Genomic DNA, 15732 nt, shown 5'->3' with positions numbered 1-15732 from the left:
TCGAGGCCGCCCCGTTTTTTTGTCACATCAAATGCGAAACTCGCACGCTCACAAGCCGCGCACGAAGTAAGCGGATCGAATGGCGGCACGATTCCCCGCGCTCATCCGCTTACTACGTGCGCGGCTTGTCGGCTCCCCTTTACCGCTCAAGCCCGGCTCCAAGTCCAGTCGCGCGTTGCGTATCGCTCATTGACGAGCGATTGAATCTCGGCATCGTTTGGCTCGCGGATCGTGGCTTCCGCTGTGGCCTGATAAGCGGCGATCACAGCGGAACGAATCGCCGCGCGCCTGAGCGGCAGATTCCGCACGAATTCGCCGTGCGTGCGATCAGTTCGATACTCGGGCGATCGCTCCGGCTTCGTGAGATAGCGACCAATCCGGTCCAGATCGAAGTCGTACAGCAAAGTGCCGTGATGCAGCATCGCGTGCTTGAGCCATCGCTGCGCATTCCCCGAAAACTTCACGGCATCAATGACCAGGTCACTCGTTCCGGCGACGTCGGGTGTGAGCTCACTAGATCCGCCCGTCAAGGCGTCGCTCAGCGAATGGGCCAACGGTTCGAGAGCCGCGGAAATGCTTCCGTGAATGTCTTTGGCGACGCCCGGATCGATCGGAATGAATAGGGAATAGCACAGGCAACCCGGTCCGAGCATTACCGTTCCGCCGCCGCTGCATCGCCGCAAGATCGGTACTCCGTCGGCCAGGCAAGCTTCAACGCTCACGTTCGCGGAAACGCGATTGGCCCGTCCGAGGACAACGGCTTCATCGGGCCGTTCCCACAACCGCAAGATCGGCTCGCCACCGTGCTGATCGAGGTCGCGCAGCAATAATTCGTCGCATGCGAGGTCGGCTGCGCAGTCCGGATGGGTCCGCTCGAGCAGTCGGCACGGACCGACGTTCATTCGGACATGACTCCGCCTTGGGCCGCGTAGCGATCAAGTACAGGTTGAAGCTTTTTGCGGGCGGCTTCGCGATCGCCGTCCGCGAAGGGTTCGCCATCCCACCGCCGCAGCCATTTTCCTTTTAGGAACAGTTGGTGCGTCCGATCGGCGGCCATCACACCTTTGTATCGCCCGACATTCTTGGAGTGCTTCGGGTCGTACCAGGAATAAATCCATTCCCGCTCGATCTTCGGCAGGTCTCCTTGGGAGGCGAGGAAAGGCAGGCCGTCCAATGTCTGGTCTGGAGCCGCGTCAATCTTCGCCACGGCCATCAATGTCGGTAGCACGTCGGTGAAGTCGACCAAGCGGTCGGTCACCTGACCCGCTTCGACATGGCCGGGCCAATTGACGATTAGTGGAACCCACATGCCCTCGCGGTTCATCTGGCCTTTCGCTCCGCGAACCGTGCCCTCCACGGTCGACATCACGACTCGCGAACTCGTGCCGTTGTCCGTCGTGAAAATCAGGATCGTATTTTCGCGGAGTCCGAGATCGTCGAGTTGCTTGACGATGCGACCGACCATCGTGTCGGTGTAGGCGACCATGTCCGGGAAGTACTTCGGATTGGAACTCGTGTGATCGGCGGTCGGCGCGGATGTTTGCTCCGGTGTCGGGACGAACGGGTCATGAGTGATCGCCATCGGAAAGTAGGCGAAGAAGGGCTTGGCACTTTCTTGCGAAATGAATCCGCACAGTCGCTCAACAAAAATATCCGGGCCGAAGTCGTCCGCACTCGTCTCGATGATTCCGGCGCGATCTTCCAGTTTCGGGTCCCAATAACGAGAGCCCTTATTCCCATGCCCCGGCCGAAAATTAAGTTGCCAAAGGCAATACTCGTCGAAGCCCCAATCGGAGGGGTCGGCGTGTGCGGGATACTCGCGACCGCTGCCGGAGAGCTGCCATTTACCGAAGACTCCCGTCCGGTAACCGGCTTCTTTGAGGACATCGGCGAAGGTCGTCTCGTCCGGATTGAGGTAGCCGAAGTCGGTGTAGTTCCGGAAGTTGTATTTCCCGGTCATGATCTGCACCCGCGTCGGCGTACACAGCGGCTGCGAATAGCACTGCGTAAAGCGGATGCCGTCCGCGGCGAGCTGATCAAGCACCGGCGTCTCACCGCCTTCTCCGCCGTAGCAGCCGATCGCATCGGCCCCGAGGTCGTCCGCCATAATGAGGACGATGTTTGGCCGGTCGCCGAAGGCGATGCCGGCACCGGATGCGACCGTCAAGCAAGCGATTACGAAGGAGCGCAAAATCGTGTCCTCGTATCAAGAGATCGTTTAGCCGCGACCGCGAGGGAGCGCTCCCTCGCGGTCGCGGCTAATCGAAATAATTGGTGACATTAGAAGTGAACGGCTCGCCCGTCGACGGCGAGGGCGGCTTCTTTGACGGCTTCGGCCAACGTCGGGTGGGCGTGGCAACTGCGGGCGATGTCTTCGCTGGAGGCTCCGAATTCCATGGCGACGGCACACTCGGCAATTAAATCACCGGCGTGCGGGCCGATGATGTGAACGCCCAAAACGCGGTCGGTTTTCGCGTCAGCCAGAATCTTCACCTTGCCTTCGGTGTGCCCGATCGCTTTGGCTCGTCCATTGGCCATGAAGGGGAACGACCCTTTCTTGTAGGAGACGCCGTCTTCTTTGAGTTCTTCTTCGGTCCGGCCCACCGCGGCGATCTCGGGGCTGGTGTAAACGACGCTGGGGATCGCACCGTAATTGATGTGGCCGTGACCGGTCGCGAGCATTTCGACGCAGGCGATGGCTTCTTCCTCAGCCTTGTGGGCGAGCATTGCTCCGCCGATGACATCGCCGACTGCGTAAACACCTTCGGCTGCCGTGGTGTAGTGGTCGTCGACCGGAATGAATCCGCGGCGATCGGTTTCGATACCGACTGTTTCCAAGCCGAGGCTGTCGGTGTAAGGGCGACGTCCGACCGACATCAGCACCTTGTCGCACTTGATCGGGTCGCCGCCTTCGACGAGCACTTGGCTCTTGTCGTAGTCGATGCCCACGACCTTCGTGCCGAGCCGGATGTCGAGCCCCTGCTTGCGGAAGATCTTCTCGGCCTCCTTGGCGATCTCTCCGTCGGAGATCGGCAGGATGCGGTCGAGGTATTCGAGCACGGTGACCTTCGAGCCGAGCCGTCGCCACACGGTCCCCATTTCGAGGCCGATGTAGCCGCCGCCGATCACGACCAAGTGATCGGGAACCTTTTCAAAGTCGAGGGCCTCGGTACTCGAGACGACGAAGTCGCCGTCGATCTCGATGCCGGGCAGTGAAGCGGGGACGCTACCGGTCGCGATGAGGACCGACTTCGTCTCGACTTCCGTCTCTTTCCCGTCGGGAGACTGCACGATGACGCGTCCCGGTCCGTCGAGTCGCCCGAAGCCGTTGTAGCGCGTGACCTTGTTCTTTTTGAACAGGCCGTCGATCCCGCCGGTGAGCGTTTTCACCGTGCGATTCTTGTTGCCGATCATCTTCGACAGATCGAGCTTGAGCCCGTCGATCGTGATGCCGCGGTCGGCGAATCCGTCTTTCGCTTCCGCGTACTTCTCGCTCGATTCGAGCAGGGCTTTGCTGGGAATGCAGCCGACCCGCAGGCAGGTTCCTCCGAGGGCTTTTTCGAATTCGACGCAGGCGACGTTGAGTCCGAGCTGGGCGGCTCGAATTGCGGCGACATATCCGCCGGGTCCTGCTCCAATAATCACCAAATCGTGTTGCGGCATCGTGTTCTTGCGGGCGTTGCGAGTTACGTCGAAGGGATTTGCTTCATCATAACCCGGCGGTCGTCCGGAGGCATCCGCTCACGGATCGGCCTCCAATCGATTTGTCTCAATGAGATGCCGAAGAGACTTGTTCTTGCTTACACCGTGGGTACTCTTTGAGCACTTCGGCTATCAGAATGTGCCTCGCGGAATGCGCTTTAGGAGTTGCGACGTGGAACTGATCGAACCGGTGGTCCTGTTTGCTCAGGAGAATCGATTGGCTTCGGCGCTGGGCCGAGCTATCGGTGGGACAATTTGTTCGGCCTTAATCGGTAGCCTGATCACCGCGGTCATATTCAGGGCGGCTTGTTCGCTGTTCAACAGGCTCGCGTCGGCGGACGCCGTGCCGGAACCCGACTTCGGCAAAGCGTACGGTATTATGTTTGCCTCGACGATCGTGAATAATCTGATGGGATTCACGGTCGGCCTTCTCGTCGGAATGACCTTCGGACCGGATAGTCCGCTGATCACGGTAGCGACGGCGATTTCGATTCCGGTTGCATTCCTCGTTCTCTCCGGTTTTATTTCGGCAATGCTTCCGACTTCGTTTCCGAAGTCGATGGGTCTGGCCGGTTTGACGACAGTCATCGGCTTGCTCGTATTGGCAGTGGTTGTCGGCGTGCTCGTCGCCGTGATGTTCGCCACCGGCGTCGGTGCCTTCGGCCGATAATCGCCTGTAGCAATGCCGTCAGCCGAGCTCGACCACAATTGGCAGATGGTCCGAGGCCTCTCGCGAGAGCCGGGTGCGCACGACTCGGGCTTTCGCCTCAGGCACATCGCGGACGAAGGCCTTGTCGAGACCGGCCATCGGCAAGAACGCGGGGAAGCTGCGATAGCGGCTCGGGGGTCGGGTCAGCTTGCGGAAACCGGCGGCCAGAAACGGACCGTCTTCGAGATTGTTCCGCCAGTCGTTTGTATCGCCGATCACCAACGTGGGTAGATCGTCGGCTTCGAGGAACAGCCGATGCGACAGCAAATGCTCGATCTGCCAGATGCGTTCCTTTTCAGCCAGTCCCAAGTGAATATTCACAACGCGGAACCGCCCACGGGGCGTGCGAACGACGACGATCTGCGCGCCGCGATTCTTCCGGCGGCCTTTCCGCAGCGAGAGGTGATGTTTGCTCACGACCGGAAAGCGGGTCGCGATCAGGTTCCCGTATCCTCCCTCGCGCTTGGGCACGTTGAGCTGATAGAGAGAATCGACCGCCTCGATGGCCCCGGCAATGGCGGTCGGCTGGTCATCGAAATTTGAGCGTTTGACGTTCTGATCGACTTCCTGCAGGCAGACCATATCGGGCTGCTCGCCGCGAATGACGTCAAGAATTCGATCGAGCGAATACTGCCGATCTCTCCCCCCGACGCCTTTGTGAATGTTGTAGCTGAGGACTCTCAACGGAAGATTGGCGAAGCGGGCGGAAGGGCGGGATTTCTTAGGCGATGACACTGTACCGCGAAGGAGATCGGCCTTCACGTCAAATAGAGGATTCGCCGCTTTTTGTGTTGAGGCGGGACGGGGGTGCGGTGCGTCGGGACGCACTTGGTTCGGTCCCTTGCTTGCGCTGCGGGCTTGTGTCAGAGCAATGCATCGATGCGAAAGCTGCCGCAGGCACAAAGGGGCGTGACGCCCCCGCAGGCACAAGGAGGCGGATGCCTCACCAGGGGGTTTCCATGAGGTCGACGATGCGGGTGGCGAGTTCGTCGATGGCGTCTTGCTCGGCGGTGCGCATCGACTGCCCGGTTTCGATAGCGAAGTTGCCTTGTGAGAACAGACGCACCGACTCCGGTCGAATGGGAACTTGCGAGCGGGCAATAACCCGTTTGTCGCGTTGGTCTTCCCACACGACTTCGACCGAAAGGACCAACGGCAGCCCACGTTGCTGTCCGGCCAGGCCGGTGACGCCCTGTTGCTTTTGATACTCGACCACTTTGCCGAGCAACCGCGTATCGGCCGTCGATTGGTGGGCGATGCGAAAGGGCGTCCGATTCTGAATTTCTTTTTGGACCGCTTCGGTCAGTCGGAATTCGATCTCTCGGCGGAACAGGATCGACTTGAAGACCGGAACCGCGACGGTACGGACCCCCGGATCGAAGTCGTTGCCGATTGTGTATCCACAACCGAGCAGCGCGCAACAACTCGCAGCGACGACAAAGAGTCGCACGCTTCTCGCTCGTTGCACTGCCCGACAGATCATGAGGATCACAGCAACTGACGCATTGACTAGAGGGAGGCGCGGCCCGGTCTTGCAGGAGGCGGAGCGGGCGGAGTGTACGGCTCGGCGTCCGGCACTTCACGCAACTGCGGCGGACTGGTCCGTTTCGGGGTTCCCGGAAGCGGTTTGAGATTCTTTTTTGCCGAGGCCGGCAGGCTGGTGTAAATCCGCCGGGCGGCCGGGGCGTATTGCGAATTCGGGAAGTCGGTCAGCAGGGCGTGTGTCGACACTGCGACAGCGGTCGCATTGTTTTTTCGCTGATAGAAGCGGACCTGTTCCCACTGTCGGGACGCTTGCTGGGCTTCCGACTTTCGAATTTCGTCGAGCAATCGAGGCTTGGCCTGTGCTTCGGGGAACAGCCGCACGGCTGTCTGCTTCAGCTTCTGCGCTTCTTCGAGGCTCGTCCCGTCGTACTGTGGCCCTTGATACGACAGCAGTTTGACGTGCGAACCGAGGACGAACGCATCTTCGAGGTAAGGGCTCTTGGGATATTCGTCGCGGAGCATCTGGTAGAAGCGGTCCGATTCGACGTAGTTCGCGTTGCGGAAGTGATAGTCGGCCGAAAGCATGATGGCTTCGTCGGCCTTTGGCCCGGTCGGGTCGTTGAGCCAAATCGAACGCAGAGCTTGTAGGGCCCGGCCGGACGTATCGATGACCGGGCGGGTGCGATCGAATAGGTTCGGCAGGTAACCGGGGCCGCTGGGATGCGTCCCGGCCGCGGCGACTTTCGGTCGCGGCGTCGTTGCCGGCTTCTCAAAGTTCACCGGTTGAATATCGGAGGGCTCGATCAGCTTCGGGGACCCCAGCCAATATTGAGCGATCGCGTACATCCGATCGGAGACACGATCGATATACCGCGTCGTCGGGTATCGCTCGTAGAGCTCGTCGAACGAGTCTTGTGCTTTGGGGTATCGCTTCCGGCGGAATTGCGTCTCGCCGAGCATGAACAGCGCGTCTTCTTCGATCGTCGTATCGCGATAGCGACTGGCAATGTGCTTGAAGCGCTTCTCGGCGGTCGCGAGGTCACCGTCTTCGAAGATGGTAACCGCTTCTTTGAAAGCGGCCTGCGCCTTCGGAGGAGCCGCGGCGGCCATGTAAGGCGATTTGTCGTCCGGCAGAAATCCGCCAGCGAGTGCGATTTTATTGAGCATGCCCGATTTGACGGGACGGATGCGATCGACCTCTTCCACGCGCTCGGGGTCGTACTTCTCGTTGCGTAACGAGAGTAGCGAGCCTCCACCCGTTGATTGGCATCCCGCAGATCCGAGGACCAACGCAAGGCCGATCAGCGCATAAGCTGAGAAGAAGGAAGTTCGCACCGGGCGATTCCTGTTGATCCGAGTCGAATTGCGCTTCTGTGGCACAGGGGTGCCTTTCGGTGAGAAGCGGGGCCGGACAAAAAGGGGAGTGGAGATGGGTCGGGCTCAGAGTGACGAGCGGAATTGCCGTCGGAATCTGTGCCAAGGGTGGAAAGCTAAGTCGCCTCCGCGCCGTGCGTCAATACGAATTCGGCCGGGCTTGCGTCAAACTGCGTCGACCGGGTCGAGCCGGCAGTCTTCAGAGGGCGGGTAGACCGAAAGCCGTGCGATCGCGAGACCGAGGTCTCGCGATCGCTTTCTCACCCGAGGACTGGTCGGCCTAAAAGACGTCGAGCAGGAAGTGGTGGCCCGAGTGATACGGCCGACGATTCGGATAGTAGTTGTACCAATCCGAGCGGTACGTCGGGATCTGCCGATCCTGCGGGTATCGCCAATACATCGAATCGTATTCGACGTTCGGCTGAAAGTTCTGAGGATAATAGACGTACGGGTACGAATAGAACCGCTGCCAGTCGGTCGGCTGTCCGACTCCGCCGGCCTGCGCCGTCGACGGCGTGAGCGATTGCGAGATCCCGCAGACCGCCGCGGCAAGCACGGCCGTGGTCAACACGCGTTTGAGCATCGAACAATTCTCCGTGAGTTCGCGTATCGACCGGTGCACTTCGCACCCGGTCGCGGCGTCTGACGCCGAGCCTGACGATTTCGGTGATCTTCAAGTCCGACGGGCTTCACCCTTCATCGCGAAATAACACGCGACACCGGCTGCCGTCGGTCCGAAAGACCGCCGTCCAGAACTAGTTTCGTCAGGCCGGCCTTCGTCAGAATAGAAAACTTCGGTAGAACCGGCCCAATCGGTGCGATCGGACCGTCGCCGACCCCGAAAACACAGTGGCTCAGCGGATAGCAAGAGGTTCGCATGCGAATGGTTTTGTTTCGCCACCTGCTCGAAACGATTACGATCTCCACTAGCGGCCGAGGGCGACTTGCCGTCGACCTGCGAAAATCACAACAACCGAACGAGCAGGAACGTCCCCGAAAATTTCTGAAGCGTCTGCTGGTTCCGTTGGTCCTTTCGACGGCGATTTTGCCAAGCGTTGCTCCGGCCATCGGCGAAGAACGGTCAGCCGAGGTTCCGCTTATCGTCGGAGGCGATGTCCGGCCGCATGTCGAGTTCCTGGCCGCTCCTGAGCAGGGCGGACGACCCGGCGGCGTTGCGATCGCATCGCGGAATTATCTCGTCGAACAGTTCCGGGTGCTCGGACTGGAGCCGTTGTTCGGCAATTCCTATTTGCAGCCGATCCCGGGCCGTACTCACTTCGACGAAGACGGCAAGCCGCTCGGCACGGCTGGTCCGCAGGGCTTCAACGTCGGAGCGCTGCTCCGGGGAAGTGATCCGGAGCTTCGCGATGAAGTCATTATTTTGAGCGCCCACTACGATCACTTAGGACGGCGCGGCAACCGCATGTATCCGGGGGCCGACGATAACGCCAGTGGCGTCGCCATGATGCTGGAAGTCGCCGATCGGCTCGCACTGGCGAAGCGGCCTCACAAGCGGTCCATCGCATTTGTCGGATTCGATCTCGAAGAACGGTTGCTGTTCGGATCTCGCTATTTCGCCGCGAATATGCCCTTTCCGCAGTCGAAACTGAAGTTGTTCATTACCGCGGACATGATCGGCCGGTCGCTCGGCGGAATGGACTACGACGAGGTATTTGTACTCGGAGCCGAACACGCGCCGTATCTTTCGACCCAGATGAGCCGCATCGGCGTGCCGGACGGTCTCGACGTGCTGAACTTGGGTATTGAACTGATCGGCACTCGCAGCGACTACGGCCCCTTCCGTGACCGCGACATCCCCTTCCTCTTTTTCTCAACCGGCGTGCATCCCGACTATCACACGCCGCGCGACACGGCGGAGCGAATCGACTTTGACAATCTCGGCCGAATTTCGACGCTTGTCTATCGCACGGTCGTCGAAGTCGCCAACGACCCGATCACCCCGACGTGGCAAGAGAAAGCCCCGATGGACCTGGGCGAGGTCCGCATTTTGAACACCGTCGCGACGCGGTTGCTCAACCGGGCCGATGCCCAGAATCTCAATGCCATCCAGCGACTGACCATCTCACAGGCGAAGAGCCGTAGCGGGACAATTCTCCGACGAGGGACAATGACGCAGGACGAGCGCATCTGGCTGACCCGGTTGGCCCGCCTGATGCTGCTGACGTCGCTCTAGCTCCCTGAGAGTTCCCGGCACACTGCATTGGAGCGTGAGCGAGGCACAAAGCGACCGGTGTCTCCAACTTCTTGGAGACTCGTCGCCTCGGCCTTGGCTTGTTGAAATCGAGAGCACGACGCGAAAAATTTGCCGCGGGACCGCAACTCTCGGCGGTTCGCGGTGTTTCATTCTCATAACGAGGGGAATATCGCCTTCAAAATTAGTCTTTCAAGCGACTCAGCGTCGGAGCGAATGATGAAAAACTTGATCAGTTGTTGCGCGGGCTTGCTCGCCGCCGCCTTCGTGGCGGACCCATGTTTTGCTGAGAATGATGGTGATCGCCCTGAGGGCGACCGCCCGCGATTCGGTCGCGATCGTGAAGGCGGCGAGCGCGGTCCGCGTGGGCCACGTGACGGGGGACGTGAAGGTTTTCGCCCGCCGACTCCGCCGCTGATGATCGCGCTGGATACCGATAAAGACGGCAGTCTTTCGGCCGACGAGATTGCCGCTGCGGCCAGCACGCTGAAGTCGCTCGACAAGAACGGCGACGGGGAGTTGGATCGCGAAGAAATGCGGCCGCCCCGCCCGGAACGCGGCGATCGGCCTCCGCGCGGTGACGGCGACCGCCCCGAAGGTGATCGGCCACGCGGCGATCGTGATCGACCTGAAGGAGATCGGCCCCGTCGTGACGGCGATCGTCCCGAAGGCCGGCGCGGACGCCCCGGCGGCGACGGTACCGAAATTTTCGACCGTCTCGACAAGAATGGCGACGGGGAGATTTCGAAAGATGAATTGCCCGAAGGTCGCGGGGGCGAGTTCTTCTCGCGGCTCGACGTCAACAACGATGGCGTGGTTGATAAGTCAGAGGCTGCCGCAGTCCGGGATCGCATCAAGGGCCGAGGTGATGGCGATGGCCCCCGTGGCCAGGGCGGACAACGACCCGAGCCGGGCGCGATCATCGAACGACTTGATAAAGACGGCGACGGCGCGATCAGCAAAGACGAAGCCGGCGAACGCATGAGCCGCTTCTTCGATCGCATCGATGCCGATGGTGACGGCAAAGCCACCAAAGCAGAATTCGAAGCGATGGCGAAAAAGATGCGGGATCGCGGCGGAAATCGCGGTGGCGACCGTGAAGGCCGCGGCCCGCGCGGCGAGCGTCCTGAAGGAACCGGCGACCGTGGCGTGATGGCCGATCGGCTGATGAATCTCGATGTCGACAAAGACGGAAAGATTTCGAAAGAGGAAGCCCCCGAACGGATGGAGCGTCTCTTCGAACGAGCCGACACCAACGGCGACGGCTACCTCGACGAAGCAGAAATTAAGTCGATGGGCCCCAAGAGCGGCGACCGCCCGAAACGGGACAACGTGCCCAATGAGAATGACGCCTAACAAGAAGCGACTTCATTACCAGCCGGCGACAAAATCCGATAGTCGGTCAACCTGATATGTTCACGATGCTGCCGCCTCGGGGAAATATTTGAACCGACTGAAAGCCACTTCTTAATTGATTTTGCCATCGCGTGCAGCGGAGAGTTCTTTGAACTTTCCGCTTTTTTATGCGCTCGACCACAAGACACTGATGGGGGATGTCATTAATCAATTGCGGAAAGTGTGGTCGTTGCTCTGTTAATCGACAATTATCTGCCGGTTTCAGAAAACAATCCGTTTCACAGAAACTTTTTCATGTCGAGAGGGTTTATGACCCCTGACTGCGAGGTTTGACTCGCTCATAAAACTTCCGCGCCGGAGTCAACGACATGAAGTTACTTACAATCGCTTTTGCCACGACCGCTTTGATCACCTTCAGCACTGCGATCAGTCGCGCGGACGTCGGCTCGCCCTCTTCTGCGAGTCAAGATCGCGAAGATCAATCGACGGCGAAAGTTGACGTCGCCAGCGAGACGGCAGGCGTTTCATCACGTAGCAATCATCGACAGGCTGCGACATGCCAGAAAGGCGGCAATAAGAATGCCGGACGGCAACGCGGCAGTCGGGGTGGTAACAGAGAACGTGGACGCCAAGGCGGATCGGGGAACCGAGGCCAACGCGGCATGAACGGCAATCGCGGTTCCCGTGGCGATAACGCGAACCGCGGTCCACGTGGCCAAGGCGGCCAGCGCGGACGAAATGGAAACGGGGGCCCTCAAGGCCAAAACGGCAACCGGGGTCCCGGCGCCGAGAAAGGCAACCGAGGCCCGAAGGGCGAACGCGGGCCCAGAGGAGAGGGTGGCCCCCGAGGTGAGAACGGAAATCGCGGACCAAAGGGTGAACGCGGTCCACGCGGCGACAAAGGAGAGCGCGGCCCCCGTGGTGAGAACGAAAATCGTGGCCCAAAAGGAGAGCGTGGTCCCCGCGGCGATAATGGCGAACGCGGCCCGAGGGGTGACGGCGGTCCTCGCGGCGAGAACGGTCGAGGCGGCCCCCGCGGAGAAGACGGCGACCGCGGCCCGCGAGGTGAACGTGGTCCGCGCGGCGACAACGCAGAGCGTGGTCCCGGCGGTGAGAGAGGTGATCGGGGCCCACGGGGTGAAGACGGTCGGCGTGGCGAAAGGGGTGAGCGCGGTCCGCGCGGTGAAGACGGCGAGCGCGCCGGACGCCGGGGTCCGAGGGCAGAAGGCGGACCGGAGCGAAGAGGAAACCGTCCCGAAGGCGGCGGGAATAATTGATCCGAGCGCGGCGAAGTCGCAACCGACTCCGCTGACGAGCTAATTATCGAACTCGCAGCCTGAATTCAGTCACTGCGAGTTCAAAGAGCGGCAAGGGACTGCATCCGTTGCCGCTCTCTTATTTGACGTCGATCCGTAACGCGGTTCGTAACGATGTCAGTCTTCTGGTTGCCGCGGACTTGCGACGCGTTGGGCTCCCGCGATCGCCAATGCGATCCACCCCACGATGAAGGCCGTGCCTCCGATCGGTGCCACGGCACCCCACCACCGCTGGCCCGTTAACACCAGTGCGTAAAGACTCCCGCTGAAAAACACGACACCGATCAGGAACGACCACCCGGCGACCGACAACGTCCGGCAGGGCTTCGTCGCCCATCCGAGCAGTCCGATCGCAAGAAGTGCCAGCGCGTGGGTCAGTTGATACTCTGCCCCGGTCTTAAAATCCTGCAGGTATTTGTAAGACGCCGGGACCTCGTGCCCCGCGACCATTTTGGGTTCTGCATCCTGATGAATCTCGACGAGCAGATCGCCGACGCCGTGTGCGCCGAATGCTCCGATCACGACCCCAAGCCCGCCGAGAATTGAACCCGTGACAAACCAAAATTTGGGTGACATATCTCGTTCGACAAGCCGCGCACGAAGTAAGCGGGTCGATTGAAGGCAACGGGATCACATAATGATCCGCTTACTTAGTGCGCGGCTTATCTTCCTTAAAGTTCAATGTTTGTGCCGAGTACTTTTAAGAATTCCGCCAGCCAAGCAGGATGGGCCGGCCAAGCTGGCGCCGTGACGAGATTGCCGTCGACGTGTGCCTGATCAACTTCTATTTCTTTGAACGTGCCGCCCGCGAGCGTGACCTCTGGTCCGCATGCCGGGTAAGCCGTGCAGGAGCGGCCCTTCAGCACACCGGCCGCGGCCAAAATTTGCAGGCCGTGGCAGATGGCGGCGATCGGTTTGTCGGCCTCAACAAAATGCCGCACGATCTTCTGCACGTCTTCGTTCAGCCGGAGATATTCCGGCGCACGTCCCCCCGGCACGACAAGCCCGTCGTAGCTGGACGCATCGACTTCGGCGAACGTCTCATTGAGCGAAAAGTTGTGTCCCGGCTTCTCGCTGTAGGTCTGGTCGCCCTCAAAATCATGCACGGCGGTCCGCACCGAATCGCCCGCTTTCTTCCCCGGGCAGACGGCGTGGCACGTATGCCCGACCATTGTGAGGGCCTGAAACGGCACCATGACTTCGTAGTCCTCGACGAAGTCGCCAACGAGAAACAACAGTTTTTTCGCAGCCATTCCGGCACCTCTCGCGTCATCCGATAGAAGTCATCTACATCACTCCCTTTGAATAACTCTAACGTCCGCGATTCGAATCATCACGCCCGCGGTGCCGAGCGACTGATTCGTCAGGTGCCGCCTCGGCTCTCCCTTGCGGATGGTGGCAATCGTCTGCCATCTTCAACGCGTCTCGAACCCAGCTCAGCGGAGCCTGTCATGCGATTTGCGCTACTCTTGGTCGCCTCTTGTTTGCCTTTTGCGGTTTCCGAAATCGCCGCGTCGGCTCAGCCCAATGTGCTGTTTCTGATCAGCGACGACCTCACCGCCGAGGCGTTGGCCTGCTATGGCAACGAACAGGTGCGGACGCCGAACATCGATTCGCTTGCGAAACGAGGGGTGAAGTTCACGCGCACCTATTGCCAGTTTCCGATTTGCGGGCCTTCACGAGCCGCGTTGATGTCGGGAATGTATGCGCAGTCGATCGGGGTGACGGGCAACGGGGCGTCGACCCGGTTTACGAAAAATCTCGGCGATCGACCCTCTATGGCAGAGCATTTTAAGAACAACGGTTACCACACCGCGCGTGTCAGTAAAATTTACCACATGCGAGTGCCGGGTGACATTACCAAAGGCGTGGCCGGTCCCGATCATGCGGCCTCATGGAACGAGGCCTATAACATGCACGCGCCGGAGTGGATGACCGAGGGAGAAGCGGAGCATCTCTCGAACGAGAAATTAAAGTTTGATCGTGATAAACATTATAGCCTCGGCTTCGGCCCGGCTTTGTATTCCGTGAAGGCGAGTGATGCGAGCGGGGCGGCCCAGGCGGACGTGCAGGCGGCTTCGCAAGCCGTCGAGATATTAAATCGCCAGTCGAGCAAGAAGCCCTTCTTTCTCGCCGTGGGTTTCGTTCGCCCGCACGTGCCGCTCGTCGCGCCGGCTCACTATTTCGAGCGATATCCCGCCGACGACATGAAGCTGGCCTTCGTGCCGGAGGACGACCTGTCCGACATCCCGCGGATCGGGCAGAGCCGGCTGTCATCGCGGATCGGCCTCACGGAAGAGGATCAGCATAAAGCGCTTCAGGCCTATTACGCGTGCGTCGAATTTATGGATGATCAAGTGGGGCGAGTCTTAGAAGCTCTGGAAGAGAGTGGTCACGCCGAGAACACGATCGTCGTGTTTACGTCCGACCACGGTTATCTCCTCGGCGAACATCACATGTGGCAGAAAATGAATCTACACGAGGAATCGGTCCGCATCCCGCTTATCTTCTCCGCCCCAGATGGACTCAAAGACGAGACGGCTGACACGCTCGCCGAGCAGATCGACATCTATCCGACACTAGCCGACCTGGCCGGATTCGACATCCCGCCGCACTGCCAGGGCGTCAGCCTGGCACCGGCGCTTAAGGACCCTGATGCGCAACTCCGTGAGACCGCCTACAGCTATCACGGCAACGGCCACATGCTGCGGACCGATCGCTGGGCCTATATTCGGTATAAAAATGGTGAAGACGAGCTCTACGACATGCAGGAGGATCCGGGGCAGTTTGTAAATTTGGTCGGTGACGCTGAAGAGGCCTCCGTCCTAAAACTCTGCCGACAACAACTGCAAGAGCATCTTAAATCGCTTCGCTGAAGAAGTTGAGATGATGCTACGCCCGTTGCCGTCTCGGTTCGGGCGACTAATCCGTAAAAGCCGGGAGGCCGTAGTACAGCAGCACGTAGTGTATGACGAAAATCATGGCAATATTGACGATCATTGCCGCATACCAGCGACGAACCGTCGGTAGGCTCATTGCGTGGAAGTGCCCAATGACAGAATTCAATAAGTAGCTCGAGTAGAGGTGTAGAAAGCCGGGGAACAGCCCGATGCCGAATAGAGCCGCTCGATAGGCTCTCGTCACGCGGGCTTCGATATCGGCGGCGTCCACCTCGGCGATTTCACCGAGTGCTTCTTCATCGGAATCGATCTCGCCAGGCGGAATCTCACCGCCGACAAGACCTCGCGATTGTTCGCACGACCAGCAGCACTCGAAGCCGCAGTCAACGGCAACCTTGCAGTCGCGGCAATACCAATCGGGCTGTGTGGCGTCATTCGAGTGTTGTCGGCCCGAAATTATCTCTCGTGCCGCTTCGGCTTGTGCAGGTCGAGTCAGGAGATTCACACCGCCCAAAGCAACGCCGACGTAAGACATCATCGTCTCGGCCCTGCCACCGGCCACGAATGCTTCAATCCCCTCAGCTGCAAGCACAGCCTTAAGGTGATTCGCATTCACTTCTGAGGCGCAGGTCGTGATTTCTGTGAGTCCAGAATTCATGTGAGGCGAAATTCGATGAA

15 protein-coding genes are annotated in these 15732 nt (G+C 59.9%); 5 read left to right on the top strand and 10 right to left on the bottom strand.

All coding sequences use genetic code 11. The features are described from left to right. Window positions 1–146: 146 nt before the first annotated feature. The 3 genes from Pan189_RS20700 to lpdA all read right to left on the bottom strand — a co-directional run bounded on the left by Pan189_RS20700 (window position 147) and on the right by lpdA (window position 3663). Window positions 147–902, bottom strand: coding sequence for a lipoate--protein ligase family protein (locus tag Pan189_RS20700; RefSeq protein WP_145365979.1), 756 nt, complete (start codon window positions 900–902; stop codon window positions 147–149). Continuing rightward, a complete protein-coding gene (locus Pan189_RS20695; protein ID WP_145365978.1) occupies window positions 899–2167 on the bottom strand; it encodes a sulfatase family protein in 1269 nt (422 codons plus the stop codon). Before Pan189_RS20695 ends, Pan189_RS20700 begins: the two co-directional genes overlap by 4 nt. Window positions 2168–2280: 113 nt before the next feature. After that, window positions 2281–3663 (bottom strand): dihydrolipoyl dehydrogenase, encoded by a 1383-nt coding sequence (lpdA, locus tag Pan189_RS20690; protein WP_145365977.1) that lies wholly within the window; start codon window positions 3661–3663, stop codon window positions 2281–2283. A gap of 211 nt (window positions 3664–3874) precedes the next feature. Here lpdA and Pan189_RS20685 point away from each other — a divergent pair, with 211 nt between their 5' ends. Then, window positions 3875–4372: a hypothetical protein gene (locus tag Pan189_RS20685; RefSeq protein ID WP_145365976.1), complete on the top strand. Its 498-nt coding sequence runs from the start codon at window positions 3875–3877 to the stop codon at window positions 4370–4372. An 18-nt stretch (window positions 4373–4390) separates the two neighbouring features. Here Pan189_RS20685 and Pan189_RS20680 read toward each other — a convergent pair whose 3' ends face one another. The 4 genes from Pan189_RS20680 to Pan189_RS20665 all read right to left on the bottom strand — a co-directional run bounded on the left by Pan189_RS20680 (window position 4391) and on the right by Pan189_RS20665 (window position 7853). Then, a complete protein-coding gene (locus Pan189_RS20680) occupies window positions 4391–5173 on the bottom strand; it encodes an endonuclease/exonuclease/phosphatase family protein (protein WP_310820851.1) in 783 nt (260 codons plus the stop codon). 181 nt (window positions 5174–5354) lie between these two features. After that, window positions 5355–5861, bottom strand: coding sequence for an LPS assembly lipoprotein LptE (gene lptE, locus Pan189_RS20675; RefSeq protein ID WP_310820849.1), 507 nt, complete (start codon window positions 5859–5861; stop codon window positions 5355–5357). Window positions 5862–5920: 59 nt separating this feature from the next. Continuing rightward, a complete protein-coding gene (locus Pan189_RS20670) occupies window positions 5921–7231 on the bottom strand; it encodes a tetratricopeptide repeat protein (protein ID WP_145365974.1) in 1311 nt (436 codons plus the stop codon). Between the two features lie 319 nt (window positions 7232–7550). Further along, window positions 7551–7853 (bottom strand): hypothetical protein, encoded by a 303-nt coding sequence (locus tag Pan189_RS20665; protein ID WP_145365973.1) that lies wholly within the window; start codon window positions 7851–7853, stop codon window positions 7551–7553. Window positions 7854–8147: 294 nt separating this feature from the next. Between Pan189_RS20665 and Pan189_RS20660 the strand changes: the two genes are divergently transcribed. From Pan189_RS20660 to Pan189_RS20650, 3 genes are all read left to right on the top strand, one after another. Next, window positions 8148–9464, top strand: coding sequence for a M28 family metallopeptidase (locus Pan189_RS20660; RefSeq protein WP_145365972.1), 1317 nt, complete (start codon window positions 8148–8150; stop codon window positions 9462–9464). 237 nt (window positions 9465–9701) lie between these two features. Next, window positions 9702–10838, top strand: a complete 1137-nt coding sequence (locus Pan189_RS20655; RefSeq protein WP_310820847.1) for a hypothetical protein — start codon at window positions 9702–9704, stop codon at window positions 10836–10838. Window positions 10839–11759: 921 nt separating this feature from the next. Beyond that, window positions 11760–12158, top strand: a complete 399-nt coding sequence (locus Pan189_RS20650; RefSeq protein WP_145365970.1) for a hypothetical protein — start codon at window positions 11760–11762, stop codon at window positions 12156–12158. A 113-nt stretch (window positions 12159–12271) separates the two neighbouring features. Here the strand turns inward: Pan189_RS20650 and Pan189_RS20645 are convergent, their stop codons facing one another. Both Pan189_RS20645 and Pan189_RS20640 read right to left on the bottom strand, forming a co-directional pair. Continuing rightward, a complete protein-coding gene (locus Pan189_RS20645; protein ID WP_145365969.1) occupies window positions 12272–12730 on the bottom strand; it encodes a DUF423 domain-containing protein in 459 nt (152 codons plus the stop codon). A 95-nt stretch (window positions 12731–12825) separates the two neighbouring features. Then, window positions 12826–13407, bottom strand: coding sequence for a DJ-1/PfpI family protein (locus Pan189_RS20640; protein ID WP_145365968.1), 582 nt, complete (start codon window positions 13405–13407; stop codon window positions 12826–12828). A gap of 198 nt (window positions 13408–13605) precedes the next feature. On the opposite strand from Pan189_RS20640, the gene Pan189_RS20635 reads away from it, so the two are divergent. Further along, the gene (locus Pan189_RS20635; RefSeq protein WP_145365967.1) at window positions 13606–15030 is read left to right on the top strand and encodes a sulfatase; all 1425 of its coding nucleotides are present in this window, start codon (window positions 13606–13608) and stop codon (window positions 15028–15030) included. A 46-nt stretch (window positions 15031–15076) separates the two neighbouring features. Here the strand turns inward: Pan189_RS20635 and Pan189_RS20630 are convergent, their stop codons facing one another. Next, on the bottom strand, window positions 15077–15712 hold the full coding sequence (locus Pan189_RS20630) for a putative signal transducing protein (protein WP_145365966.1): 636 nt from the start codon (window positions 15710–15712) through the stop codon (window positions 15077–15079). Window positions 15713–15732: the final 20 nt, after the last annotated feature.

The organism is Stratiformator vulcanicus (genome assembly GCF_007744515.1).
Taxonomy (GTDB): domain Bacteria; phylum Planctomycetota; class Planctomycetia; order Planctomycetales; family Planctomycetaceae; genus Stratiformator; species Stratiformator vulcanicus.
Note: the sequence above shows the minus strand (reverse complement) of the source record. Positions and strands in the feature narration are given on the sequence as shown.

What these genes read in the sequence shown, in the direction of transcription:
- Pan189_RS20640 (WP_145365968.1), bottom strand. Translation starts at nt 13,407, where the DNA reads ATGGCTGCGAAAAAACTGTTGTTTCTCGTTGGCGACTTCGTCGAGGAC.
- Pan189_RS20700 (WP_145365979.1), bottom strand. Translation starts at nt 902, where the DNA reads ATGAACGTCGGTCCGTGCCGACTGCTCGAGCGGACCCATCCGGACTGC.
- Pan189_RS20660 (WP_145365972.1), top strand. Translation starts at nt 8,148, where the DNA reads ATGCGAATGGTTTTGTTTCGCCACCTGCTCGAAACGATTACGATCTCC.
- Pan189_RS20630 (WP_145365966.1), bottom strand. Translation starts at nt 15,712, where the DNA reads ATGAATTCTGGACTCACAGAAATCACGACCTGCGCCTCAGAAGTGAAT.
- Pan189_RS20635 (WP_145365967.1), top strand. Translation starts at nt 13,606, where the DNA reads ATGCGATTTGCGCTACTCTTGGTCGCCTCTTGTTTGCCTTTTGCGGTT.
- Pan189_RS20665 (WP_145365973.1), bottom strand. Translation starts at nt 7,853, where the DNA reads ATGCTCAAACGCGTGTTGACCACGGCCGTGCTTGCCGCGGCGGTCTGC.
- lpdA (WP_145365977.1), bottom strand. Translation starts at nt 3,663, where the DNA reads ATGCCGCAACACGATTTGGTGATTATTGGAGCAGGACCCGGCGGATAT.
- Pan189_RS20645 (WP_145365969.1), bottom strand. Translation starts at nt 12,730, where the DNA reads ATGTCACCCAAATTTTGGTTTGTCACGGGTTCAATTCTCGGCGGGCTT.
- Pan189_RS20655 (WP_310820847.1), top strand. Translation starts at nt 9,702, where the DNA reads ATGAAAAACTTGATCAGTTGTTGCGCGGGCTTGCTCGCCGCCGCCTTC.